Annotated in this window: 21 protein-coding genes; 6 read left to right on the forward strand and 15 right to left on the reverse strand. The window is 70.4% G+C overall.

From position 1 onward, the window contains the following. The first annotated feature begins 12 nt into the window (after positions 1 to 12). Positions 13 to 249, forward strand: coding sequence for a hypothetical protein (locus KRH_RS11410; RefSeq protein ID WP_012399379.1), 237 nt, complete (start codon positions 13 to 15; stop codon positions 247 to 249). A 93-nt stretch (positions 250 to 342) separates the two neighbouring features. On the opposite strand, the gene KRH_RS12425 is transcribed toward KRH_RS11410, so the two are convergent. The 11 genes from KRH_RS12425 to KRH_RS11460 all read right to left on the reverse strand — a co-directional run bounded on the left by KRH_RS12425 (position 343) and on the right by KRH_RS11460 (position 10,752). After that, complete coding sequence (locus KRH_RS12425; protein WP_012399380.1) at positions 343 to 504, reverse strand: hypothetical protein; 162 nt, start codon at positions 502 to 504, stop codon at positions 343 to 345. A gap of 84 nt (positions 505 to 588) precedes the next feature. After that, positions 589 to 3,033 (reverse strand): bifunctional anthranilate synthase component I family protein/class IV aminotransferase, encoded by a 2,445-nt coding sequence (locus KRH_RS11415; RefSeq protein ID WP_226905802.1) that lies wholly within the window; start codon positions 3,031 to 3,033, stop codon positions 589 to 591. Between the two features lie 155 nt (positions 3,034 to 3,188). Then, on the reverse strand, positions 3,189 to 3,401 hold the full coding sequence (locus tag KRH_RS11420; RefSeq protein WP_012399382.1) for a DUF2945 domain-containing protein: 213 nt from the start codon (positions 3,399 to 3,401) through the stop codon (positions 3,189 to 3,191). A gap of 30 nt (positions 3,402 to 3,431) precedes the next feature. Beyond that, the gene (locus tag KRH_RS11425; protein ID WP_012399383.1) at positions 3,432 to 4,451 is read right to left on the reverse strand and encodes an NADP-dependent oxidoreductase; all 1,020 of its coding nucleotides are present in this window, start codon (positions 4,449 to 4,451) and stop codon (positions 3,432 to 3,434) included. Positions 4,452 to 4,616: 165 nt separating this feature from the next. Continuing rightward, complete coding sequence (gene ykgO / locus KRH_RS11430) at positions 4,617 to 4,739, reverse strand: type B 50S ribosomal protein L36 (RefSeq protein ID WP_012399384.1); 123 nt, start codon at positions 4,737 to 4,739, stop codon at positions 4,617 to 4,619. Positions 4,740 to 4,764: 25 nt separating this feature from the next. Beyond that, positions 4,765 to 6,354 (reverse strand): ATP-binding protein, encoded by a 1,590-nt coding sequence (locus KRH_RS11435; protein WP_012399385.1) that lies wholly within the window; start codon positions 6,352 to 6,354, stop codon positions 4,765 to 4,767. Next, a complete protein-coding gene (locus KRH_RS11440; RefSeq protein WP_012399386.1) occupies positions 6,351 to 7,796 on the reverse strand; it encodes a glycosyltransferase family 2 protein in 1,446 nt (481 codons plus the stop codon). The genes KRH_RS11435 and KRH_RS11440 overlap by 4 nt, the downstream gene beginning before the upstream one ends. Further along, positions 7,783 to 8,877: a HEAT repeat domain-containing protein gene (locus KRH_RS11445; RefSeq protein ID WP_226905798.1), complete on the reverse strand. Its 1,095-nt coding sequence runs from the start codon at positions 8,875 to 8,877 to the stop codon at positions 7,783 to 7,785. Before KRH_RS11445 ends, KRH_RS11440 begins: the two co-directional genes overlap by 14 nt. Positions 8,878 to 8,887: 10 nt before the next feature. Continuing rightward, positions 8,888 to 9,271: a response regulator transcription factor gene (locus tag KRH_RS11450; protein ID WP_012399388.1), complete on the reverse strand. Its 384-nt coding sequence runs from the start codon at positions 9,269 to 9,271 to the stop codon at positions 8,888 to 8,890. A 121-nt stretch (positions 9,272 to 9,392) separates the two neighbouring features. Continuing rightward, positions 9,393 to 10,031, reverse strand: coding sequence for a YdhK family protein (locus KRH_RS11455; protein WP_012399389.1), 639 nt, complete (start codon positions 10,029 to 10,031; stop codon positions 9,393 to 9,395). A gap of 103 nt (positions 10,032 to 10,134) precedes the next feature. Beyond that, positions 10,135 to 10,752, reverse strand: coding sequence for a DUF4396 domain-containing protein (locus KRH_RS11460; protein ID WP_012399390.1), 618 nt, complete (start codon positions 10,750 to 10,752; stop codon positions 10,135 to 10,137). 212 nt (positions 10,753 to 10,964) lie between these two features. On the opposite strand from KRH_RS11460, the gene KRH_RS11465 reads away from it, so the two are divergent. After that, a complete protein-coding gene (locus KRH_RS11465; RefSeq protein ID WP_231844721.1) occupies positions 10,965 to 11,813 on the forward strand; it encodes a restriction endonuclease in 849 nt (282 codons plus the stop codon). An 82-nt stretch (positions 11,814 to 11,895) separates the two neighbouring features. Here KRH_RS11465 and KRH_RS11470 read toward each other — a convergent pair whose 3' ends face one another. Both KRH_RS11470 and KRH_RS11475 read right to left on the reverse strand, forming a co-directional pair. Further along, on the reverse strand, positions 11,896 to 12,861 hold the full coding sequence (locus tag KRH_RS11470) for a GIY-YIG nuclease family protein (RefSeq protein WP_012399392.1): 966 nt from the start codon (positions 12,859 to 12,861) through the stop codon (positions 11,896 to 11,898). A 145-nt stretch (positions 12,862 to 13,006) separates the two neighbouring features. After that, on the reverse strand, positions 13,007 to 14,281 hold the full coding sequence (locus tag KRH_RS11475; protein WP_012399393.1) for an MFS transporter: 1,275 nt from the start codon (positions 14,279 to 14,281) through the stop codon (positions 13,007 to 13,009). Between the two features lie 206 nt (positions 14,282 to 14,487). Between KRH_RS11475 and KRH_RS11480 the strand changes: the two genes are divergently transcribed. After that, positions 14,488 to 14,961: a MarR family winged helix-turn-helix transcriptional regulator gene (locus tag KRH_RS11480; RefSeq protein ID WP_012399394.1), complete on the forward strand. Its 474-nt coding sequence runs from the start codon at positions 14,488 to 14,490 to the stop codon at positions 14,959 to 14,961. Between the two features lie 24 nt (positions 14,962 to 14,985). On the opposite strand, the gene KRH_RS11485 is transcribed toward KRH_RS11480, so the two are convergent. Then, the gene (locus tag KRH_RS11485) at positions 14,986 to 16,878 is read right to left on the reverse strand and encodes a PucR family transcriptional regulator (protein WP_070105257.1); all 1,893 of its coding nucleotides are present in this window, start codon (positions 16,876 to 16,878) and stop codon (positions 14,986 to 14,988) included. Between the two features lie 176 nt (positions 16,879 to 17,054). Here KRH_RS11485 and KRH_RS11490 point away from each other — a divergent pair, with 176 nt between their 5' ends. From KRH_RS11490 to KRH_RS11500, 3 genes are all read left to right on the forward strand, one after another. Continuing rightward, on the forward strand, positions 17,055 to 18,551 hold the full coding sequence (locus tag KRH_RS11490; RefSeq protein ID WP_012399396.1) for a CoA-acylating methylmalonate-semialdehyde dehydrogenase: 1,497 nt from the start codon (positions 17,055 to 17,057) through the stop codon (positions 18,549 to 18,551). 60 nt (positions 18,552 to 18,611) lie between these two features. After that, on the forward strand, positions 18,612 to 20,027 hold the full coding sequence (locus KRH_RS11495; protein WP_012399397.1) for an aspartate aminotransferase family protein: 1,416 nt from the start codon (positions 18,612 to 18,614) through the stop codon (positions 20,025 to 20,027). Between the two features lie 108 nt (positions 20,028 to 20,135). Beyond that, positions 20,136 to 20,990: an alpha/beta fold hydrolase gene (locus KRH_RS11500; RefSeq protein WP_012399398.1), complete on the forward strand. Its 855-nt coding sequence runs from the start codon at positions 20,136 to 20,138 to the stop codon at positions 20,988 to 20,990. A 9-nt stretch (positions 20,991 to 20,999) separates the two neighbouring features. Here KRH_RS11500 and recQ read toward each other — a convergent pair whose 3' ends face one another. After that, positions 21,000 to 22,847 carry a DNA helicase RecQ gene (gene recQ / locus KRH_RS11505; protein ID WP_012399399.1) on the reverse strand — a complete coding sequence of 616 codons (1,848 nt, stop codon included), beginning with the start codon at positions 22,845 to 22,847 and terminating at the stop codon, positions 21,000 to 21,002. Positions 22,848 to 23,150: the final 303 nt, after the last annotated feature.

Below are 23,150 nucleotides of genomic sequence, written 5' to 3' on the forward strand. Positions count from 1 at the left end.
GGAGATCGCACCATGATCATGAAGACTCTGCACGATGTCGGCATCCGCTCCGAGTACGCCTACGCTGCGGGCATGGGCTCGATCGCCTTGTCCTTCGTGTCGTGGGGAATCTCGCGTCTCAAGAGCGACGACTCCAAGGCCCAGTCGGACCGCTGGGGCATCTTCGTGGGCCACTGGGCGCCCACCTTCATGAGCGTGGGCCTGGCTCTCGCCCAGTACGAGCAGACCCTCGAGAACAAGAAGAAGTAGCCACCGACCCCGCAGCCACTCGGCGCAGAAGAACCGCCCCGCACCTTCGTGGTGCGGGGCGGTTCGCCTGTCAGCGGCTGCCCGGTGCGGTGCTCAGTGCCCGTAGCCCTGGGACTGCTCCTCCGTGCCGGCCTGCTCCTCGAAGAACTCCTGCTGCTCCTGGGTGTTCGCCTGCTCGGCGGCCTTCTGGCGCTGCTCGTCAGTGTTCACCTGGCTGACCGACTCGGTGTTCTCGTCCTGCGGGTTCTTGCCCATGGCTGCGCTCCTTCGCGGTTGCGTGGTGCGCCGCCCCGAGCTCCGCGGCCCGGACGACGGCGCCGTGCCCCGAGCATCCTCACCTCACCGGGTCGTGTCAATGGGGGCGATGCCGCCCGTTCGCCACGGGGCGTCCGCGAGCGCGCGCTGCACCCACACCGTCACGGGCCCAGGGGCCCACGCACCCACACCGTGGATCTCCCCCACGGGCCGGGCACCCCGCAGGGCGTTGGTCACAAACACCTCCGACGCCCCAGCGATGTCCGTGAGAGTGATGTCTTGTTCACGGACCTCGTACCCGGCGGCCCGCAGGGTCGGGAGCACCCGGGCGCGCATCGCCCCGGGCAGGATCCGGCCGTCAACGGGCGGGGTGGTGACCACGCCAGCGCGCACCACGAACACATTTGCACGCCCGGTCTCCAGCACCGTGCCGTCCTGGTCCACCAGCAGCGGATCGCACACCGGGGACCACGGACCGGGTGTCGTGTCCAGGGCGCGGCGGTCCGCCCACTTGTGGCGGCCCCACCCGCCGGGCACCACCACCGGGTGCAGCACCCACGGATCCACGGGAGGGGCCGCGCCGGGAGGGTTCAGCGGGGCGTGGGTCATCTCGAGACACAGACTCCCAGCGTCCGGAACTGCCGTGACCCGCAGCCGGTGCGGGCCATCCAATCCGGCGGCACGCTGGAGGACCTGCTCTGCGAGCGCGCCCGGCAGCTCATGGGAGAAGCACGCCCGCACGCTGCTCCCGAGCCTTGCCAGGTGCTCCACCAGCTGCTCGGGACGCCCCTCGCGGACGAGCATCGTGGTGAAGACCCCCAGGGAGGGGTCGGGGGTCGAGCGGATCACGGGCGCGTCCCTCAGCGAGGCTGCCGCGCGCGACGGCGCCCCACCGCCTCCCACGCACGCCGGGGTCGCCACCTCCGAGGACTCCGCGTGCTCACGCCACTCCCGGGACAGCTCGGGCCCGAAGCGGGCGCCGACCGCATCCAGCAGCGGGGCGGCCTTCACGAGGGTCTCGAACGCCTCCCCGTCCGGGTCCGAGTCGGCGACGATCCCGCCACCCACACCCAGGCGCACCGTGGCGCCCGAGAACTCGAACGTACGGATGGCCACGTTCATGGCCAGCCCCGCCACGGGACTCGCGTACCCGATCCCACCGGTGTAGACGCCCCGCGCGGTGGTCTCCAGGGCGTTGATGATCTCGGTGGCCCTGACCTTCGGCGCCCCCGTGCACGAACCGGGCGGGAACGTGGAGCGCAGGAGGGCGGCGTCGTCGAGCCCGGGGCGCAGCGTGCCGTGGACATCCGCGACCAGGTGGTGGACGCCCGTGTGCGGCTCCACGCGCGGCACGGCGGGGCTCAGGACGGAGCCGGGGACGCACACGCGGGAGAGGTCGTTGCGCATGAGGTCCACGATCATCACGTTCTCCGCGCGGTTCTTGACGGAGGCGTGCAGCTCGCGGGGGTCCGAGTCCGCGGGCGCGGTGCCCTTGATCGGGGAGGTCAGCACGTCGCGGCCGGTGCGGCGCAGGTAGAGCTCGGGCGAGAAGCTGGCCACCGCGCCGCCCGGCACGCGCAGGAACGCGGCGAAGCGCGGGCGCAGCCGCTCGTGGCCCGCGCAGAACAGGTCCAGCGGGTCTCCGTCGAAGCCCGCCGTGAGCTCGCGGCAGATGTTCGCCTGGAAGATGTCCCCGTCCCGGATGTGCTCCAGCGCGCGCCGCACGGCCTCGGCGTGGGCCTCGCCGGTCACGGCGGCTTCGAACGGCCCGCACCGGTACGGGCGCGGGGCGCACACCCCGGATGACGACGCCGCGGGGCCGGGCACCGCAGGCCCGTCCGGTTCCGGAGGGGAGCCCTTCGTGCCGCCCAGGGTGGCGTCCCTCGGGGGTGGGGCGGCATCCAGGGGCGGCGCCGGAAGGTCGTGCCCCGCGGCCGCCGTCGAGGGACCCTCGCCGGCGAGCGTCCGTTGCACCGCGGCCATCGTCTCGGCCACCCGGGCAGGGTCCGCTCCGGGAAGGGACTCGCAGAACCAGCGGTCCGCGGCGTCGTCGTGCACCAGGACGTGGTCATAGTGCGCGAGGTGGTGCTCCGGCAGGCCGCCCGAGCGCGGAGGGGCGGGCGGGAGCGACTCGAGGCGACGCGAGAGCTGGTAGCCGAGGTAGCCGATCCACCCGCCGCCGAACCGGGCGGGATCTTCGGCGGCGCGGCCGAGGGCTGGGGGGCCGAGGCCGCTTGCACCTGGTGTGGCGGGGGCACAGAGGGCGTGGGCGGGAGCGTCGAGATCGTGCCGGTTCCTGCCCGCGCTGGGCGGTGCGGCGCCCTCCGCGGTGCGCACGGCGTCGTCGTCCCCGGAACCCAGTGCGGCGAACGGGTCCTCGTCCGCACCCACCACGCGCGTGGGCCGGACGCCGATTACCGCGTCCCCGTGCGCCCAGTCGCCGAGCAGCGCCGCGAGTCCGGGCTCGTCGCGCAGCGCGCGCAGCATCTGCACGGGACTCACGCGGTGCGGCAGGGCGGTGCGGGGCACGGGTTCCTCTCGAGGGCGGGGCTGGTCGAGCCCATGATACGAACCCACCGCCCCGCGCGGGTGCGCGGAGCGGCGGGTTCGACGAGGCAGGGGCGGGTGGCAGCGGCGTCGCCGTCCCGGGGGGGGCACCCGCGGGGCACGACGACGCCGCGCGCTCAGTCCTCGGGCGCGGCCTCCAGGGCAGAGGCGTGGTGCGCGGCCTGCGAGCCGGTCTTCTCCGACTCGACCTCGTGCACCGGATCGTCGTCCGTGGCCTTGAACGTCTGACCCTTGAACTCGAACTCGTCCGTGTGCGTGGACCGGACCGTCCCCTGGGTGGGCCCCTGCGGGGTGTTCCACTGGACGCGGTCGCCCGTGCTGAACGCCATGGTGTGCCTCTCCTCAGTGGTGCGCGGTGATCAGATCTTCACGACCATCTTGCCGGTGTTCGCGCCCTTCATCATGTCGATGAAGGCGTCCACGGCGTGGTCCAGGCCCTCCACCACGGTCTCGTCGTAGGCGATCTTCCCGGAGGTGAACCACTCGGTCATCCGGGAGGTGTACTCCTCGGTGACGTCCCAGTGGTCACCCATGGTGAAGCCTTCGAGCATGAGCGAGTTCTTGATGATGTTGCCCATGTTGTCCGGGCCGCAGGGGCGCTCGGTGGAGTTGTACTGGCTGATCGCGCCGCACACCGCCACCCGGCCGTGCCGGTTCAGCACGTCGAGGGCCGCCTCGAGGTGGTCGCCGCCCACGTTGTCGTAGTAGACGTCCACGCCGTCCTCGCCCACGGCCTTCGCGAGCTGCTCACGGATGGGGGCGTCCTTGTAGTTGAGCACCGCGTCGAAGCCGTACTTCTCGGTCAGCAGCTTGGCCTTCTCGTCCGAACCGGCGGAGCCGATCACGTACGAGGCGCCCAGCTGCTTGGCGATCTGACCGGCCGCGGAGCCCACGGCACCGGCAGCACCGGAGACGAACACGCGGTCGCCCTCCTTCAGCCCGGCAATGCGGGTGAGCCCGGTGTAGGCGGTCATGCCCGTCATCCCCAGGATGCCCAGGTACACGGACAGCGGGGTGTCCGGGAGCTCCTGGATGGCGGTGAACTCGTCCGCGGAGCCCTGTGCGAGGTCCCGCCAACCGTACTGGTGCAGCACGGGGGTGCCCTCGGGCAGCTTCTCGGAGCGGGACTCGACCACGCGGCCCACGGCGCCGCCGGTCATGGTCTCGTTCAGCGCGAACGGCGGCACGTAGCTCTTCTCGTCCCGCATGCGGCCGCGCATGTAGGGGTCCACGGAGATGAACTCGTTGCGCACGCGCACCTGGCCGTCCTGCAGCTCGGGCAGCTCCACGGTCTCGGTGCGGAAGTTCTCGGGCTCGGGCCACCCCTCCGGGCGGGAGACGAGCTGGATCTGTGTGCTGATGGAATCGTTGGTAGCCATGTATGCATCGTGGCACGCCCGGACGCTTGCCGCAGCAAGGATTCGCGCCCAGCGGACGTTGCCCCCGGTTGCTCGTCACATGGGGCAGCCCAGGAGTAATTTACGCGCCCCACGGTGATTGCCGGCCCCGCACGGACCGGCTCCCGGGGGCACCCCGCGCGCGGCTCAGCCCTGACGAGCCTTCATGCGCGGGTTCTTCTTGTTGATCACGTAGGTCTTGCCCCGGCGGCGGACCACCTGCGAGCCGGGGATCTGCTTGAGGGAGCGGAGCGAGGTGCGGACCTTCACGGAGCTTCCTTTTTGCGAATAATTCTCATTCAGGAGAATAGCACGGCGGGCCGGCATCCACGGCCCGCTGCACCGGTTCGCCCTGCTGGGTCGTCAGGGGGAGATCCAGCGTGACGGTGGTGCCTTCCCCCTCCACCGACTCCAGGGCCACGGACCCCCCGTGCTGCTCCACGATGGTGCGCATGATTACGAGCCCCAGTCCCGTTCCGGGCACCTGCTGGGCCGTGGCGTTGGAGGCCCGGGTGAAGCTCGTGAAGAGGGACCCCACCTCTTTCTCGGGAATGCCCATCCCGGTGTCCGTGCACGTCAGGCGGACTCCCGTGCCACCGGAGGTGCGTTCCAGCGTCAGCGTGACCGCGCCGTGGGGCGGGGTGAACTTGATGGCGTTGCCCACCACGTTGGTGACGGCCCGCTCCAGACGGTCCCGGTCCCCGGACACGGGCCATGAACCGTCCGTGTCCGCGTGGACGGTCACCTCGCCCGCCGCGGCCTGGGGAACGAGATTGGTGACCACCCCGGACACGCACTCTGCGAGGTCCAGCACACGGTGGCGCGCCGAGCGGTTCTCCTGGTCCTGGTCCAGCTTGTTGATCAGCAGCAGGTCCTCGATCAGCAGCCGCAGCCGTTCCGTGTTGCGCCGCACCACTTCCAGCACGCGGGCCTGTTCCGGGCCGACACTGCCGAAGTCCCCGTCCTGGAGCATCTCCACATAGCCGCTGATGGACGTGAGCGGGGTTCGCAGCTCGTGGTTGGTGGTGGAGACGAACACGGATTTCTGGCGGTTGAGCTCCGTGAGCTGCTCCAGGGTGCGCTCCCGCTGCTCCACCACGTCCCGGGCCTCGCGGGTGAAGGCGTTGAAGGACGCGGCGAGGCCCACCACTTCAAGAGCGCCGTGGGAGGTTTCCGCGACGGCGTCATGATCGCCCGCACGCTGCCTCGCCACCGTGCGCTGCAGCGCGAGCAGCGGCGCCCCGAGGGCGCGGTCCGCGCGGCCCAGGGCGAGGAACGCCACCGCGATCGACAGCATCGCGGCAGTCACCACGGCGGCCGCGGCCAGGGTCATGGACCGGTTCAGATCCGCTCTGCGCTGCTCCCGCAGGCGGGAGGCGTCCGCCCGGACGTCCTCCAGTGTGCCGAGGGCCCGGTCCATGGCGGATGTCGTGAGGGGGAGGTCCAGAGATCTCCGCGGGGTGTCCCTCCCTGGTTCCCGGGTGAGGCCGAGCCACGTGTCCACGGACTCGTTCAAGGACCGCAGCTGCGGCAGCCGCCCGGCCGCCACCTCACCCAGGACGTCCTGGGCCGCAGCGAGGTCCGCCGTGGCCTCCGCGTACTCCCGCGCAAAGGTCCGGTCTCCGCTGACCGCGTAGCCGCGCGCGGCCGTCTGGGCACGCAGCAGCGTGGCCTCCACCTGGTGCGTGGCATCCATCAGGGGTGTGATGGTGGTGCGCGTGGTGGCCACGTTCAGCTGCACCGTGTGCAGGCCCCACAGCGCGGTGGCGCCGGTGAAGAGCAGTGCGAGGCACAACAGGGCGAGCACCTGCAGGAGGATGGCGCGCACCCCGCGGTGGCGGACACCGTCCCGCACGCGGGTCACTGCCGGGAAGCGGGCGCTCATCCGTCCACCTCCGTGAAACCCGAACGGGTCATGGTGCCCCACTGCTGGCGGCGCCCCAGCAGGGAGGCCACCCAGCCCTCCATGCGCCACCACGCCGTGAGCTGGCGGTAGCCCAGGTTCTCCAGCACGACGGCCCACAGCGTGATCCCGAGGTCCCGCCAGCGGGGGTACTTGTGGTAGCTCAACTCCTCGATGGTCACGGCGGCAAGGGTCACGATCATGGCGTAGGCGTAGGCCACGAGCATGAACAGCACGAAGTACTGCACCGTCACCAGGCCCAGGGCGAAACCGAGCGCGATGAGCACCAGTCCGGCCAGCTCCAGCAGGGGGGCGATGAGCTCGAAGAGCCAGTAGTAGGGCACGGCCACGAGCCCCAGCCGGCCGTAGCGGGGGTTGCCGAGCATGTCCCGGTAGGCCCACAGGGTCTCCCACAGACCCCGGTGCCAGCGGGCGCGCTGCCTGCGCAGCACGGGCAGGGTGCTGGGGACCTCTGTCCAGCAGATGGGCTCCGTGAGGAAGGTGACGCGGTAGGGCCGACGCTGTTTGCGGAACGTGCGGTGCAGGCGCATGACCAGTTCGAAGTCCTCACCGATGCTGCTGGCGTCCAGGCCTCCCACCGTCACGAGAGCATCCCGGCGGAAGACACCGAACGCGCCGCTGATGAGCAGCAGGGCGTTGATCCGGGACCAGCCTGCGCGCCCCAGGTGGAAGGCCCGCAGGTACTCCATCACCTGGATGTCCGCCAGGGGGTTGCCGGGCATCCGGACCTCCAGCACGCGCCCGCCCTTCACGCGGCACCCGTTGACGGCGCGGATCACTCCCCCGGCCGCCACCGTGGAGATCGGGTCCTCGATGAAGGGCCGGGACACCGCCAGCAGCGCCCCGGGGTCCAGGATGGAGTCCGAGTCCACGAACAGCACCAGGTCCTCGCGAGCCAGGTTGACGCCCACGTTGATGGAGTCGGAGCGGCCCGAGTTGCGCTTGCGCACCACGGTCAGCCGGGTCCGCCCGTCCCGTGGGACGTGGATGCTGGTGGGTGCCTCCCGCACCGGAACGTCCTCGGGCATCTGCCGGGACACCGGCACCAGGTCGAAGGCCCGGCGCAGCACCTCGAAGCCGTTGTCGGTGCTGCCGTCGTCCACCACGATCACTTCGTGGCGCGGGTGCTGCAGCGACAGGAAGGACTCCACGGCCACGCGGATGCCGACCTCCTCGTTGTGCATGGGTGCCACCACGCTGATGCCGGGCATGGTGCGGGAGCGGATCAGCTCCTCCCGCCCCGCAAAGGGGATTCGGCGGCGGTGGGCCACGAAGTCCACCGCCGCCAGGACGATCATCACCAGGTAGGACGTGTTGATCAGCAGGAAGTAGATCAGCACCGGCACCGCGATGAACGCCAGGATCGCGGCCACAGCGCCGCGCAGCAGCTCAAGCCACTCCACGGCCGGCCCCTCTCATGGCGCTCAGCTGCAGCGCGTAGTGGGCGGGGTGCACGGCGGGGGTCTCCCCGTCCAGGGCGCCCAGCAGCCTCTCCCGCCCGGCAGGGCCCAGTTCGGTGAGTGCCACCGCGGCCCGCTCCGCCAGCCGGGGCCGGGTGTCCTCGACCAGGGGGGCCAGGGCCGCCGCGGAGGCGGGCAGGCCCAGCCGTTCGAGGGACTCCACGGCGGCGAGCGCCACGCTCTCGTCCCGGTGGCGGGCGAACTCGGACAGGACGGCGAGGTCCTGCGCTCCCCCCACCCATCCCAGGGCGTCGACGAAGGCGGCGAGGGCACGGGGATCGGTCTCCTGCGCCAGGCGATCACGCACGACGGGAGCGGCACCCGGCACGGGGCGCACTCCGATCACGGTTGCCGCCACGTGGCGCACGGCGGGGTCCGGGTGCAGGGTGGCGTCCGCGATCACGGGTGCCGCGTCGTCGTCGAAGGCGCACAGGGACTCCACGGCCACCCAGCTGGGCAGTCCGCGGGGACGACGCCGCGGGGCCACCGCGCGCAGCACGGCGCGCGCCGCGGAACCGTCGCCGAGCAGCGCCAGGGCACGGGCGGCGGCAACCACCACGTCCGCGGAACGGTCCTGGAGCAGGGGCAGGAGCCGGGGCGCGGACTCGCGGGCGCGCATCAGGCCGAGGGTCCAGGCGGCGTGGGCGCGGCGCACTGCACTGTGGGAGGAGAGCCCCGCGAGGGCCCACTGGGCGCGCCCGTGGGCTTCGAGCACCCGGGCCAGGGCACGGGCGGGTTCCCCCCTGACCTTGGAGAGCATCGCGGAGACGGCGCGGTCCACCACCGGCACGCGGCGCCGGGGCACCGCGGTCAGGCGGCGCAGGGCGGAGGCGTCGTCGTCCTCACCAGATGCGACCTCGAGCATTGCGGGGCGCAGCTCACCGAGCAGCTTCGCGTCCCGGCGCTCACGCCACTGCCGGCCGGCACGCGATCCCAGGACAGTCGCGAGGAGCAGGACCGCGGCCCACACCAGGACCCACAGCGCCCAGGACAGCAGCTGCGCGGAGACCACCGTGGGGGTCACCACCGCGGGGTCACCGGCCCCGGCCGAGGAGGCTGTTCACACGGTGCAGCAGCTCACGGGGACTGAAGGGTTTGGTGACGTACTCGTCCGCGCCGGTGCTGTACCCGTCGTCCACGTCCGTGTCACGGGCGCGGGCGGTCAGCAGGAGCACCTTGACGCTGCTCAGCCGCTCCGTGGCGCGGATCTGGCGCAGCACGTCCAGTCCGCTGAGACCGGGCATCATGACGTCCAGCACCACGAGGTCCGGGATGGCGTCCTCCAGCGCGCCCAGCGCAGCGGTGCCGTCCTCCACCGCCCGGACCTCGTATCCCGCCTGCTGCAGTTTGAAGACCACGAGGTCGCGGATGTCGGGGTCGTCGTCCGCAACGAGGACGGACGGGTGTTCAGGGCTCACGAGGGCGCTCCGTGTGTCTGGGGGGATGGACACGCTCCGGGTCCGCGGCAGCGGAGGAGATGAGGCCAAGAGTATTCGAATACATGCAGGTTGGTGGGAGGTGACACTTCGCGCGGTGGAATCAGCCGCGGGGCTTCATCTCCTTCTCCACGACCCACTTGTGGTTGGTCATGGTCATGCCGTCCGCCTTGTAGTCCACCATGTAGACGGTCTGGGTGGTGGAGGAGGCAACGGTGCCCGTGGCGCCCTTCATGCCGGGCATGTGGTCTGCCTCGATGGTGACCTCGGTGCCGTCCGCGAGGCGCTCGGAACCTGCGTCCTGGAGCTCCTCCTGGACCACCCACCTGTGGTTGGTGACCTCGGGCCCGCCGTCCGTGGGGGTGTAGTTCACGGCGTAGGCCACGGTCTTGTAGGCGCCCACCACGGTCGCCGGGGCGCCCTCCATGCCCTCCATGTGGTCGGTGGTCAGTGTGACCTGTGTGCCCACGGGGTAGGTGGGCTTCTCCGCGGCGGCGATGCCCTCCGGGGCGGGGCCGCCGTCCATGGCGTGCATGTGCTCCTGCCCGTGCTCGTGCCCGCCCTGGCTCGCACTGGGCGTGCCACTCGCGGAGGACGACGTCGCCTGGCTCGTCGCGCTGGAGGTCGCGCTGGTCTCGTGGCCCTCGTGGGCGGAGTGGTCCGCGGAATCGGAACCGGCGGAGCAGGCGGTGGCGGTCACCAGGATGGCGAGACCGGCGAGGGTGAGGGAAAGTCGACGCATGGGGAGGATCCTTTCTGCGGGCCCGCCCGGGTTGCTGGGCCCCGGTACGGGCGGGTTTCTGGTGGGAATGCGCGGTGGCAGCGGGCCCCGCTGCGGCGGTTCCCTACAGCAGGGTGCCGAGGGAGGCGACGAAGCCGCCCAGCATGAACGCGCTGATGCCGTACGCCAGGGGGCGGTTGTCCATGGGGCCGCCGCCGGAGGCGTGGTGGGTGATGGCGTGGCCCTTGCCGCGGCGCAGCAGGGCCTTGTTCACGGGGTATGCCGCGAAGTACGCGATCACGAGGGACAGGGCCATGGAGCCCCAGAAGAGGGCGTCCAGCAGGCCGGCGTCCATGGCGCCGGGGACCAGCCACATGACGAGGTTGTCCACGACCTCCATGGTGAGGATGGAGACGGTGTCCGCGGCGAGCACGAGGCGCAGGGCCTGGCCCACACTGATGCCCGAGCGCAGCAGGGGCAGGGAGGACAGGGCGTAGCCGAACACGAAGGACAGGGCGATGGCCACGGCGGTGCCCGCCACGTTGTCCCAGCCGAACACGGTGGAGAGGATCAGCCCGGCGATCTCACCGATGGAGCAGCCGGTGAGGCAGTGGAGGGTGGCGCTGGCGGCCATGGGGGACATGTCGTGGCCCGAGTGGTCGGAGGTGGTGTGGTCGTGCATGTCGCGACCCGCGTGGGGGTCGGGATGGTCGGTGGAGTGGGTGGTGGCGGACGTGTTCATACCATCGACTATATACCCTATGGGGGTATTGCGCCGCGGTCCTCTTCACGTGTGGGGATCGGGTACTGGCGCAATCATCTCTACACTGTGCATATCGCAATTGGCTGCATGAACCCACTCGTACCTCAAGGCGGTTTCACATGACATCCCCTAATGCTCGACCCACTGAAGTTCCCACGTGGCCGGAGCTCCTGAGGCCCGTTTTATCGGTCATGGCATCCGGGGAGAACCTGCACCGCAAAGACATATTTGATCGCGCCGCCGAGGCTGCCGGATTGAGTGACGTTGCCAAGAACGAACAGTTGAACACGGGTGGTCTTCGTTACGAACAGCGCATGCAGTGGGTATTGAGTCATTTATCTCGCGCCAACCTGGTAGACCGCCCCGCGCGGGGGTACTACCGGCTTAATGATGCGGGACGGGCATGGTCCGAAGAACATCCGAGGGGCATGACATTCAGAGAGGCCAACCAATACTTCAAGCCGTTCTGGAGCCCTGAGGTTTCGAAGCAGCCGGACACCACGACAGTGCCCGAGGCGGCAGAGCTGGACCCCCTTGAAAAAATCGATGAAGGGATTGACCAGATCACAGCCAAGACAGCAGAAGATCTCTTGGAACGCCTGCGCGGCACCCACCCCGATTTCTTTGAGGAGGCGGTCGTGCAGGTGCTTTTGAAAATGGGGTACGGCGGGGTGGGCAAGCGGGGGCGTCGCATTGGCGGGTCTGGAGACGGAGGTGTAGACGGGGTCATTGACCAGGACCCTTTGGGTCTCGATCAGATCTACATCCAAGCCAAGCGCTACGCAGAGAGGAACACCGTAGGCCGGGAGGCAATTCAAGCCTTCGTAGGGGCACTTCATGGTAAGGGCGCGACCAAAGGTATCTTTATCACCACGAGCACATTCACCGCGGGCGCAAAGGAGTACGCCGCAGCAGTCCCTTCTCGGCCTATTCTTATTGACGGCGTGCGCCTGGTGGCCTTGATGCTGAAGTACCGGGTGGGTGTACAGGTGAGGCAGACCTTCGACGTCTTAGCCGTTGACGAGGATTTCTTCGCATAGCGATCTCCGCACATCTGCCGCAACCCAAAGGCAGCACACGTCCAGCCTTCCGAACCTTCAATTACCACAACAGGCTCGGCGATTAGCCGTCTTTACCCCCGCTCATAGATGCGAACACTGTATCGGCGAAAGCATCATTATGGAACCGTGAAAATGCACCCCGCCCTTTCCGCAGTTGGCCCAGCGCCAGTGATCGTGCAGCGCGCAGGACACCGGGGATCCGCAGCAACTCGGGGACGGCATGGAAACCCTCCAGTTCAACCGACCTCACCGTGCCCGCTGAGCGGTAACGCCCGTGGGTGGTGACGAGTGCGGTGATCTCGGCCGGCAGATCCCCGTGGGGCCCTATGTTGAGAACCGTGTAGGGCACCCACTCACCGGCATCGCCCCTCCACTCCCCCAGGAACAGCACTTCCACGCTGTGGATGCTGAGGGTGGCCAACCGTCGATTCCGTGGGCCCTTCGAGGTGTGTGGCATGGCCGTCAAGGTCCAGGACGTTCCCTCCCCCACATCCGGCGACGGGATGACCGCGCTGATATAAGCCGCCACGGTAGCCACCACGGCATCACCCTGAGGGTGACACATGAGCTGGTCCAGCTTGTTCCGCGAACGCAACCTGCGGCGCGCAAGGGCGATTCTTTGCGGGTCGACGCGCAGTCCCGTGTAGTCCTCATCCGCTGTCAGCCACTCCGCCTGGGCCTGCTTGTCGATCAGCACGTCCAGACGTGAACTCCCGAGCGGCTGTGAGAGGAGCAAGAGGTTGCGTAGGAGGACCCCGTCAGCTTCTCGCGCGGACACGACGGCGCGTTCCATCCGGTCGAGATCCTCTGCAATAACCGGCGCGAACCTCACGGACACGATGTCCGACCACCGTCGGCGATGGTCCATGAAGCGGCGAGGGAAATTCACCGTCTTGCCCACGTACTCCTCGCCATTGGCAAACACGAGGACATAGATTCCAGAGGTGAGCCCCGCGTCGAACAACGCAGAGGCCTTAACTCCGGTGGGGGCGTCCCACTCTTTGAAATGTAACGGCGAGGATTCCATGGATCGACTCTAAGAGAGGGCACCGCCCGGCGCAGAGGCAACGACGCACGCCCAACCGGCCCCACGGCGTCGTCGCCCCCGAAGCAGCCGCGCAACAGAAAGGGGGCCCGCGGCACACGCCACGAGCCCCCCAAAAGAGCGACCGTCAGTCCACCGCGAGCCGCCCCCGCTTCGCGTGCGGGTGCCGGCCGTGCACCGCGTGGTAGAGCAGCGCCGCCACGACCACCAGCACCGCCAGCAACGTGTACATGGTGCCGAACCCGGTGGCGGAGAGCAGCAGGCCCAGGATCACGGGGCCGATGCCCACGCCCACGTCCATGAGCAGCAGCAGGGTGGAGATGCCGGTGCCCAGCTTGTGGGCGGGCACCGCGTTCACGGCGATGGCCTGCGCGGCTGGCATGAGCGTGCCGTAGCCCAGACCAGTCATGGCGCCGGCCACGACCACCTGCCAGTCCTGGTTCGCCACGGCCAGGATGCCCAGGGCCACCGCGAAGCAGATGAGGCCCAGGTAGACCACTACGTTGTCGCCGCGCTGGTCCTGCACCTTGCCCAGCACTAGGCGCATGATCAGCATGGCCACGGCGTACGCCACGAAGAACAGGGCCGCGCCGGTGGTGACTCCGCGGTCCTCGGCATAGGCGTTGAGGTAGGTGATCACGCCCGCGTAGCAGACGCCCACCACCAGCATGAAGGAGCCGATGGGCAGCACGGACGGGTGCGCGATGTCGCTCAGCGAGAACTTCGAGCGTTCCGCCTTCGCCTCCTGGTGCGCCAGCGGCTCCCGCAGGAAGATGCCCAGCACCAGGCCGAGCACCGCAGTGACCAGCGTGGTCCAGAACAGCCACGTGTAGTCCAGCGAGCCCACCAGGAACAGCCCCAGGGCGGGCCCGATCGCCGTCGCCAGCGTGGTGCCCAGTGCGAAGTACCCGGTGCCCTCGCCACGGCGGGAGTCCGGGATCACGGACTGCGCGATCGTCATCACGGCGGTGCTCGCGAACGCGTAGCCGAAGCCGTGGACCATGCGCACCGCGATCAGCACCGGCAGCGATCCCGCGGGCAGGTACAGCGCGCACGCCACCGCCACGACCACCAGGGCGATCAGCAGCATCCGGCGCCGCCCCAGCGCGTCCACCAGGTAGCCGGAGACCAGCCGCGCCAGGGTGGCACCCACCACGAACGCGCTGGACGCGAAGCCGCCCACCGCGTCCGACGCCGCGAAGCTCTTCACTGCGTACAGTGCCATGGTGGTGACCAGCATGTAGAAGGTCAGGTACTGCAGGAAGTTGACCACCCACGCCACCACGAACGTGGGCGTGACCAGCCGCTCGGGCCCCGCGGAGTGCGCCGGGCCGGACCTGCTGTGCTCCACGACCACGGGCAGCTGGCCGGTGGGTACGTGCTGCTGGGTGTCGACGGACACGGGCGCCTCCTGGGGGTCTCGGATTTGTATAGTGCAAAATACTACTCAGGGATTTGTACAGTGCAATTCCGGGGATCTGCGTCCCGTCCGTCCGTGACCCCCGTCTCCGTGTCCACCCCCGCCATGACGACGACGCCACCCCCACCCTGCGGCCCGCGCACCCCGCACGCGGACCGCCCACGAACGAGAGATGAAAGGATGGACCCGTGCAGAGCGAGGATTCCGTGAGCGAGCTGGTCTACGAGCACATGCTGCTCTCCCGATACGCCCTCCAGGGCGCGCCCCCGCAGTCACGCACCGAGGCGCTGGACCGCAGCTCCACCGTGCTCCTCGCCCGCCTGCAGGCCGGCGGCCCCATGAGCGTGGCCGAGCTCGCGCAGTCCTTCGGCCTGGACATCTCCACCGTCCACCGCCAGGTGGCCGCCGCCATGAAGAGCGGGCTGATTGAGCGCATCAAGGACCCCGAGGGCGGCGTGGCCCGCAAGCACCGCCCCACCGAGGAGGGCCTGCGCCGCCTCGAGGAGGAGTTCCACGCCCGCCGGGAGTCCTTCGAGCGCTTCACGCGGGACTGGTCCGCGGAGGACGTCGCCACCCTGGCCCACCTCACCCGCCGCTTCAACGAGAGCGTGGAGGCGAGCCTCGGCCACAGCTGGCCGCGCGACTACCCCACCGAGTCCTAGCGCACGACGCCGCCCGGGCCGTCCTCAGCACCCCTCCACCTCCGCGATCAGCAGCGCCACGTGCAGGGACGTGCGCGACTCCGGATCGTCCAGCGACACCCCCAGCCTGCGTTCCAGCCGGGCCAGCCGCCCGTAGAGCGCCGGGCGGGAGAGGTGGATCCGCTGGGCCAGCAGGCTCTTGTTCCCCCCGCACGCCAGGAACTGTGTCAGCAGCTCACGGTCCTCGCGGCGCTCGGCGTCCAGGATGCTCCCGAGCTCCGCCCGCGCGAACATCTGCACGCGCTCGTCACCCCGCAGCATCGCGAGCAGCCCGCGCAGCCGCACGTCCCGCGCTCGGAAGCACCGCCGTCGTGGGGTGCCGGACCGGGCGGCGTCGTCCTGTGCCGGACGGTCCACCGCGGTCCCGTCCGGCGAGGAGCCGACATCGACAGAACCGTCCCGTGCGAGCAGGGACACCGCGGCCTCCGCGATCATGCCTGCCTCGTCCAGTCGGGCGGCCGCGCCGATCATCCCCGACTCGAAATCGGAAACCCCCGCGAGCACCCGCCACGCTCCCCCCAGGCGCTGCTCCGCCACCGCAAGCACACGTTCCACCACGGCGTCCTGCGGGATGCGCGCGGCCAGCGGCACCAGCACGGCCACGGAGGCAGCGCCGAGACGGCCAGCGAGCGCCGCCGTGCCCTCCCGGCCCAGCGCCCACGCGAGCGCGTCGAGCACGGCGCCACCGCCCTGGTGCTCGCCCAGCGGGTCCGCCCCCGGGCGCTCCCAGCGCACGACCACCGGCAGCCACGCGGCCGGGGCCGCCTCGCTCAGCACCCCGTGGCGCAGCACGCCGATCCCGAGCTCGTGCGCGCGCCGCCGCGCGGAGTCCTCGTCCACGTTCCACGGGCGTCGCAGCTCGTGCAGCAGGGCGGTCTCCGCCTGCCGCTTCTCGTCCCGGCGGCTGCGCTCGGACAGCAGCGTGAGCGCCACCGCCTGCGCCGCCCGCTCCAGCACGGTGGCGCGCAGCGCGGGCCCGGCGCCCCGCGGCTCGGCGGACAGCCACCCGACCATCTCCCCCGCGACCACCACGGGAACGGTCCCCCCGTTGTCCCCCGGTGACGACGACGCCGCACGCCGCCACCACACGACCTCGGCGCCCAGCAGCCGCCCGGCTTCCGCCACGATCCGCTGGACCGGAGCGGCCTCCAGGGTCAGCTGGGTGAAGACCTCGTGGATGCGGCGGTCCGTCTCCAGCTGCTCGAGCTGACGTGCGGCGATCCGGCGATGTGCCTCCTGCGTGACGGCCACGAACCGTACCTGACGGCTCAACAGGTACACGGGCAGCTCCCGGTGGGCGGCCGCCGCGCGCAGCACCCGCACCACGGGCTCCCGCCCGGAGAGCACCTCGATCGCGAGCGCCACCGCCCCGGCCTTCTCGATCCCGTCGAGGAACGCGGCGGCGGCCTCGTCCCCGCGACCCTCGGCGAGCGCGGCGTCCAGGATCCGCACCGTGGAGAGCACGAACTCCCCGCCCTCCAGGAGCCCGGTGGCGTCGCTCGTCTCGATCACGTGCACCCACCGCACCGGCAGGCCCGTGGCAGCCGAGGCGCGTTCGGAGAGCAGCTGGGGATCGCCACGGCGGAACGGCTCCAGGGCGGCGACGCCCCCGACCGTGAGGGCGGCCGGATCGGAGCCGGTGGAGGCGGGGTGCACACCCGGGGCGGGGGCGGCGCGGTGCAAGTCGCGGGCGGGGGCGTGGCGAGGCGCTCCGGGACGGAGGGCGGCCTGGTCAGCAGGGGTCGCGGCGTCATCGACCGCAGAACGGCCGGTGAAGCCCAGGCCCGCGGTCGAGGAGGCGAGCTGCGCGCCCGGGGCGCGGTCGGCGTCGTCGTCCGGGGGCGGGCCCGGGACGCCCGGGCGGGAGGTGCGTGCCATGGCCACAGCCTAGGCCGCGGAGGGCAACACCCTGTCAAGAAGTCCAGGCCACAGGGTGACAGATCGTCTCTGGTGGCCCACCCCTCTGCGCTCCAAGGATGGAGACAGACGCCCCACGCCGGTGCCCTGCCGGGCGCCGCGGGGCCGGACAGCAGACCGCGAGGGAAGGACAGCCCGTGGAGACCATCCGCCACTGGATCAACAACGAGTACACCGCCGGAGCCCCGGAGGACCGCGACACCGCGGACGTGACCAACCCGGCCACGGGCGAGGTCACCGGCCGCGTGCACATGGGCACGGCGGCCACCGCGGACGAGGCCGTGGCCGCGGCGAAGGCGGCGTTCCCCGCGTGGCGGGACACCTCGCTGACCAAGCGCATGCAGGTCCTCTTCCGCTACCGCGAGCTGCTCAACGCGCGCAAGGAGGAGCTCGCCGCGCTGATCACCGCCGAGCACGGCAAGGTGCTGGACGACGCGCTGGGCGAGGTCACGCGCGGGTTGGAGGTCGTGGAGTTCGCGTGCGCCATGCCCCACCTGCTCAAGGGCGGCTACACCGAGAACGCCTCCACCGAGGTGGACGTCCACTCCGTGCGCCAGCCGCTGGGCCCGGTGGCGATCATCTCCCCGTTCAACTTCCCGGCCATGGTGCCCATGTGGTTCTTCCCCATCGCGATCGCCACCGGCAACACCGTGGTGCTCAAGCCCTCGGAGAAGGACCCCTCCGCCGCGAACTGGGAGGCCGAGCTGTGGAAGGAGGCCGGGCTGCCGGACGGCGTGTTCAACGTGCTCCACGGCGGCAAGCCCGCGGTGGACCGGCTGCTGGAGCACCCGGACATCGCCTCCGTGTCCTTCGTGGGATCCACCCCCATTGCCCAGTACGTGTACGAGACCGCCACGGCCACCGGCAAGCGCGTCCAGGCGCTGGGCGGCGCGAAGAACCACATGGTGGTGCTGCCGGACGCGGACCTGGACGTGGCCGCGGACAACGCCATCAACGCGGGCTTCGGCTCCGCCGGCGAGCGCTGCATGGCCATCTCGGTGCTCGTGGCCGTGGGAGACATCGCGGACGAGCTCGTGGCGAAGATCGCCGAGCGCGCCCGCACCCTGCGCACTGGGGACGGCCGCCGCGGCGCGGACATGGGCCCCCTGGTCACCGTGGCCCACCGGGACCGCGTGGCCGGGTTCGTGGACGCCGGCGAGCAGGCCGGGGCCACCGTGGTGGTGGACGGTCGCCAGGGCAGCTACGACGCCGAGGGCTCCGGCTTCTTCCTGGGCCCCACCCTCTTCGACCACGTCACCCCGCAGATGTCCGTGTACACGGAGGAGATCTTCGGGCCCGTGCTGTGCGTGGTCCGCGTGGACACCTACGACGAGGCCATCGAGCTGGTCAACAGCAACCCCTACGGCAACGGCACCGCCATCTTCACCAACGACGGCGGCGCGGCCCGGCGCTACCAGAACGAGGTGAGCGTGGGGATGATCGGCGTGAACGTGCCGATCCCCGTGCCCATGGCCTACTACTCCTTCGGCGGGTGGAAGAACTCGCTGTTCGGGGACTCCCACGCCCACGGCACCGAAGGGGTCAACTTCTTCACGCGCGGCAAGGTGGTCACCACCCGCTGGCTGGACCCCTCCCACGGCGGCATCAACCTGGGGTTCCCGCAGAACGGCTGAGCCCGGCGCCACCCGCACCGTCCCATCCCTCCGCGCCGCCACGGCGCGCACCGGAAAGAGATGATCATGACCGACACCGTTGCCACCCCCGCCCGCCCGGCGCTCGAGCCCGCCACCCGGGACCCGAAGATCAGCGACGAGCTGCTCGACCAGGGCCGCGAGGCCTACCGCGTGGACCGCGAGCACGTGTTCCACTCATGGAGCGCGCAGCAGAAGATCACGCCCATGACGGTCGTCAGGGCCGAGGGCTCCCACCTGTGGGACGGCGAGGGGCGCAAGCTCATCGACTTCTCCTCGCAGATGGTCAACACGAACATCGGCCACTCCCACCCGGCCGTGGTCGCAGCCATCCAGGAGCAGGCCGCGAAGATCGCCACCATCGCGCCCTCCCACGCGAACGACGCCCGCTCCGAGGCCGCCCGGCTCATCTGCGAGCTCGCCCCCGCGGGCCTGGACCACGTGTTCTTCACCAACGGCGGCGCGGACGCCGTGGAGCACGCCATCCGCATGGCCCGCATCCACACGGGCAAGCACAAGGTGCTCTCCGCATACCGCTCCTACCACGGTGGAACGGACCTCGCCGTGAACGTCACGGGCGACACCCGGCGCTTCGACGCGGACCGCTCCAGCGCCGGCGTGGCCCGCTTCCTGCCGCCCTACCTCTACCGCAGCTACTTCCACGCGCAGGACGAGCAGCAGGAGTCCGAGCGCGCCCTGGAGCACCTGGAGCAGGTGATCCAGCTGGAGGGCGCCAAGAACATCGCCGCGATCATCCTGGAGACCGTGCCCGGCACCGCGGGGATCTACGCCCCGCCGCCCGGCTACCTGGCCGGGGTGCGGGAGCTGACCCGCAAGTACGGGCTGCTCATGATCGCCGACGAGGTCATGGCCGGCTTCGGCCGCACCGGGAAATGGTTTGCGTTCGAGCACTGGGACGTCACCCCGGACCTCATCACCTTCGCCAAGGGGGTGAACTCCGGGTACGTGCCGCTGGGCGGCGTGGTGATCTCGGACGAGGTCTACGGGACGTTCGCCGAGTACCCGTACCAGGGCGGGCTCACCTACTCCGGGCACCCCCTCGCGTGCGCGGCCGCCGTGGCCACCATCACCGCCATGCGGGACGAGCAGATGGTCGAGAACGCGGAGCGGATCGGCCGGGAGGTCATCGGGCCCCGGCTCGAGCAGATCAAACAGCGCCACCCCTGCGTGGGGGACGTGCGCGGGCTCGGCGCCTTCTGGGCCGTGGAACTCGTGAAGAACCGCGGGACCAAGGAGCCGATGGCCGCCTATGGTGGGACCAGCCCCGAGATGAACGAGCTCGTCGCCGAGTGCAAGCGCCTCGGCATGCTGCCCTTCAACAACTACAACCGCGTGCACGTGGTCCCGCCACTGAACACCCCGGACGACGTCCTGCACCGCGGCCTGGACATCCTCGACCAGGCACTGGAGCTCACGGACCGGCACGTCACGGACTGACCAGCGTCCTTCCACGGACTCCACGCACGACGACATCGCGGGGCCGCCCGGTGCGGTCCCGCGACGTCGTCTCGCCGAGGCCCACCCACCCCGCACTACTGTGGGCCCATGACACGCATCCAGAACTTCACCCGCCAAGGACTGCGGTTCGACGTTCTCGACCAGGGCCCGGAGGACGGACCGGTCGTGATCCTGCTGCACGGATTCCCGCAGGACGCCCACTGCTGGGACCAGGTGGCGGCCATGCTCAACGCCCGGGGGCTGCGCACCCTGGCCCTGGAGCAGCGCGGCTACTCCCGCGGCGCGCGCCCCCGCAGGGTCGAGGACTACCGCCGGGCGGAACTCTCCGCCGATGCCCTCGCACTCGCGGACGCGGCGGGAGCCGAGCAGTTCCACCTCGTGGGCCACGACTGGGGCGGCGTGCTCGCATGGGACATCGCCCAGCGGTCCCCGGAGCGCGTCACATCCCTCACGGTGCTCTCCACGCCGCACCCCACCGCACTGGGCCACGCCCTGAAGACACCGGACCAGCTCAAGAAGTCCTGGTACATCGGCATGTTCCAGATCCCCGCGCTCCCGGAACGGCTCCTCACGGGGAGGATCGGCGGCCTGACCCGCAAGGCCGGGATCCCCGAGGAGACCGCCGAGCGCTACGGCCGGCACTTCGCCACCGCAGAGGACCTGCGGGGCCCCATCGACTGGTACCGGGCGATGTTCCGCAAGGACGGTGTCTCGGGCGTACATGCCATGCAGGGCATCATCACCGTGCCGACCACATTCGTGTGGGGCAACCGCGATCCGGCCCTGGGTCGCACCGCCGCCGAGGAGACGGCGGTCTACGTGCACGCGCCCTACGAGTTCGTGGAGCTCGACGCCGGCCACTGGCTCCCTGACCTCGAGGCCGCGGCCGTGGTGGAGGCGATCACGAAGCGCGTGACGTCGACGGGTTCCGCCGCCGCATAACCGCCCCTCTCACCCCGCGGAGCTCAGCACCTCCAGGACCGCATCCCCGTACTCCTCGAGCTTCTTGGCGCCCACGCCGCTGATGCCGCTGAGCTGCGCGGTCGAGGCCGGAGCGGCCTCCACGATGCCAACGAGCGTGGCGTCCGAGAACACCATGTAGGGCGGGATCTGCTTCTCCTTGGCCACGGAGGTCCGCCACTCGCGCAGGGCCTCGAACATCTCCTTGGCGGCCTCGTCCAGTGCGTCCGCGGCCCGAGAGCGCCCACCGCTCCCGGTGGACCGGGCGCGACCGCCACCACGTGCCGTGGGTGCGCGGTCCACCGCGAGCTCCAGGGCGATCTCCCCGCGCAGCACGGGACCCGCCTCCGGCCCGGGAACCAGCACACCGAAGTCACCCACGGCTTCCACCACGCGGCGGGCCAGCAGCTGCCGCAGCACGGACCGCCACTCCCGCTCGGAGAGGTCCTGCCCGATCCCCCACACGCTCAGCTCCTGGTGGCGCGACGCCTCCGTGCGCTCGTTGTTGCGACCCAGCAGGATGTCGAAGACCTTGCCGGAGCCGAACTGCTCACCGCGTTCGCGCTGCAGCCTGATGAGGGTGGACAGAAGTTTCTGGGCGGGCACGGTGGCGTCCCAGACCTTGGGCGGGTTCAGGCACGTGTCGCAGTTGCCGCACGGCTCGGAGTCCTGGCCGAAGTACCGCAGCAGCTGTACGCGGCGGCAGTCCGTGGTCTCGCACAGGGCGAGCATGGCGTCCAGGTGCGAGCGCGCATTGCGTTTGTGCAGGTCAGATCCGTCGCCCTGGTCGATCATGCGCCGCTGGTTGACCACGTCCCCCAGGCCGTACGCCATCCATGCCGTGGCGGGCATGCCGTCGCGCCCGGCACGGCCGGTCTCCTGGTAGTACCCCTCGATGCTCTTGGGCAGGTCCAGGTGGGCCACGAAGCGCACGTCGGGCTTGTCGATCCCCATGCCGAACGCGATCGTGGCGACGACGACGATCCCCTCCTCCCGCAGGAACCGCACCTGGGTCTCGTGGCGCACCGCGGCGTCGAGACCCGCGTGGTAGGGCATGGCGTCGACCCCGCGGGCGCTGAGCCACGCGGCAGTGGACTCCACGCTCTTGCGGGACATGCAGTAGACGATGCCCGCCTCCCCCGGGTGCTCCGACTGGATGAGCCGCAGCAGCTGGTCCTTGGCACGGTCCTTCGGCTCTATCCGGTACTGGATGTTGGGGCGGTCGAAGTTGGAGACGAAGTGCCGCGCGTTCTCCATGCGCAGCCGCTCGGTGATCTCCTGGTGGGTGGCCCGCGTAGCGGTCGCGGTGAGTGCGATGCGGGGGACATCCGGGAAGGCGTCCGCAAGCACGGACAGCCCCATGTAGTCGGGGCGGAAGTCATGCCCCCACTGGGAGACGCAGTGCGCCTCGTCGATCGCGAACAGGGCGATCGGCGAGCGCTTCAGCAGGGCGATGGTGCGCGACAGGATGAGCCGCTCGGGGGCCATGTAGAGCAGGTCGATCTCGCCGGCGCCGAGCTGCCGTTCGACCTCCTGGGCCTCGTAGGGCTCCAGGGTGGAGTTGAGGAAGGCCGCGCGGATGCCCACGGCTTCGAGCGCGGCCACCTGGTCCGCCATGAGCGCGATCAGCGGAGAGACCACCACACCCGTGCCCTCCCGCAGCAGCGCGGGGATCTGGTAGCACAGGGACTTGCCGCCGCCGGTGGGCATCAGCACCACGGCGTCCCCGCCACCCACCACCTGGTCGATGATCTCCGCCTGCTCACCGCGGAAGGCGTCGTACCCGAAGACCTCCTGCAGAACGCCCAGGGGGGTGGTGGCAGTGGCGGTGGAAGTCATGCCTCCAGGGTAGGTGCTGAGCACTGGAGCTCAGGGCGCGAGGAGTCCAGGTGTGCAGGACGTCTCAGCGGTGAATGATCGTCGGGGGCAGGCCCGGCCCATGGAACCGCAATGGGTGATGGTGGCTCGCGGGATGTCGGCCAGCGGTGGTGGGGAACCCGTCGGTGGATCTAAACTGTCCCCGTACGTTTTCGAGATCCACAGCCGTGGAGGGACGAGGCTTTCGTGCGTCAGGGGGTTGCCGGCTTCTTCAACGCCGGCACTAGACAGCGCTGACCAGACGCGGCGGGTGAAGACCACCCC

It is taken from the genome of Kocuria rhizophila DC2201 (genome assembly GCF_000010285.1).
Lineage (GTDB): Bacteria > Actinomycetota > Actinomycetes > Actinomycetales > Micrococcaceae > Kocuria > Kocuria rhizophila_A.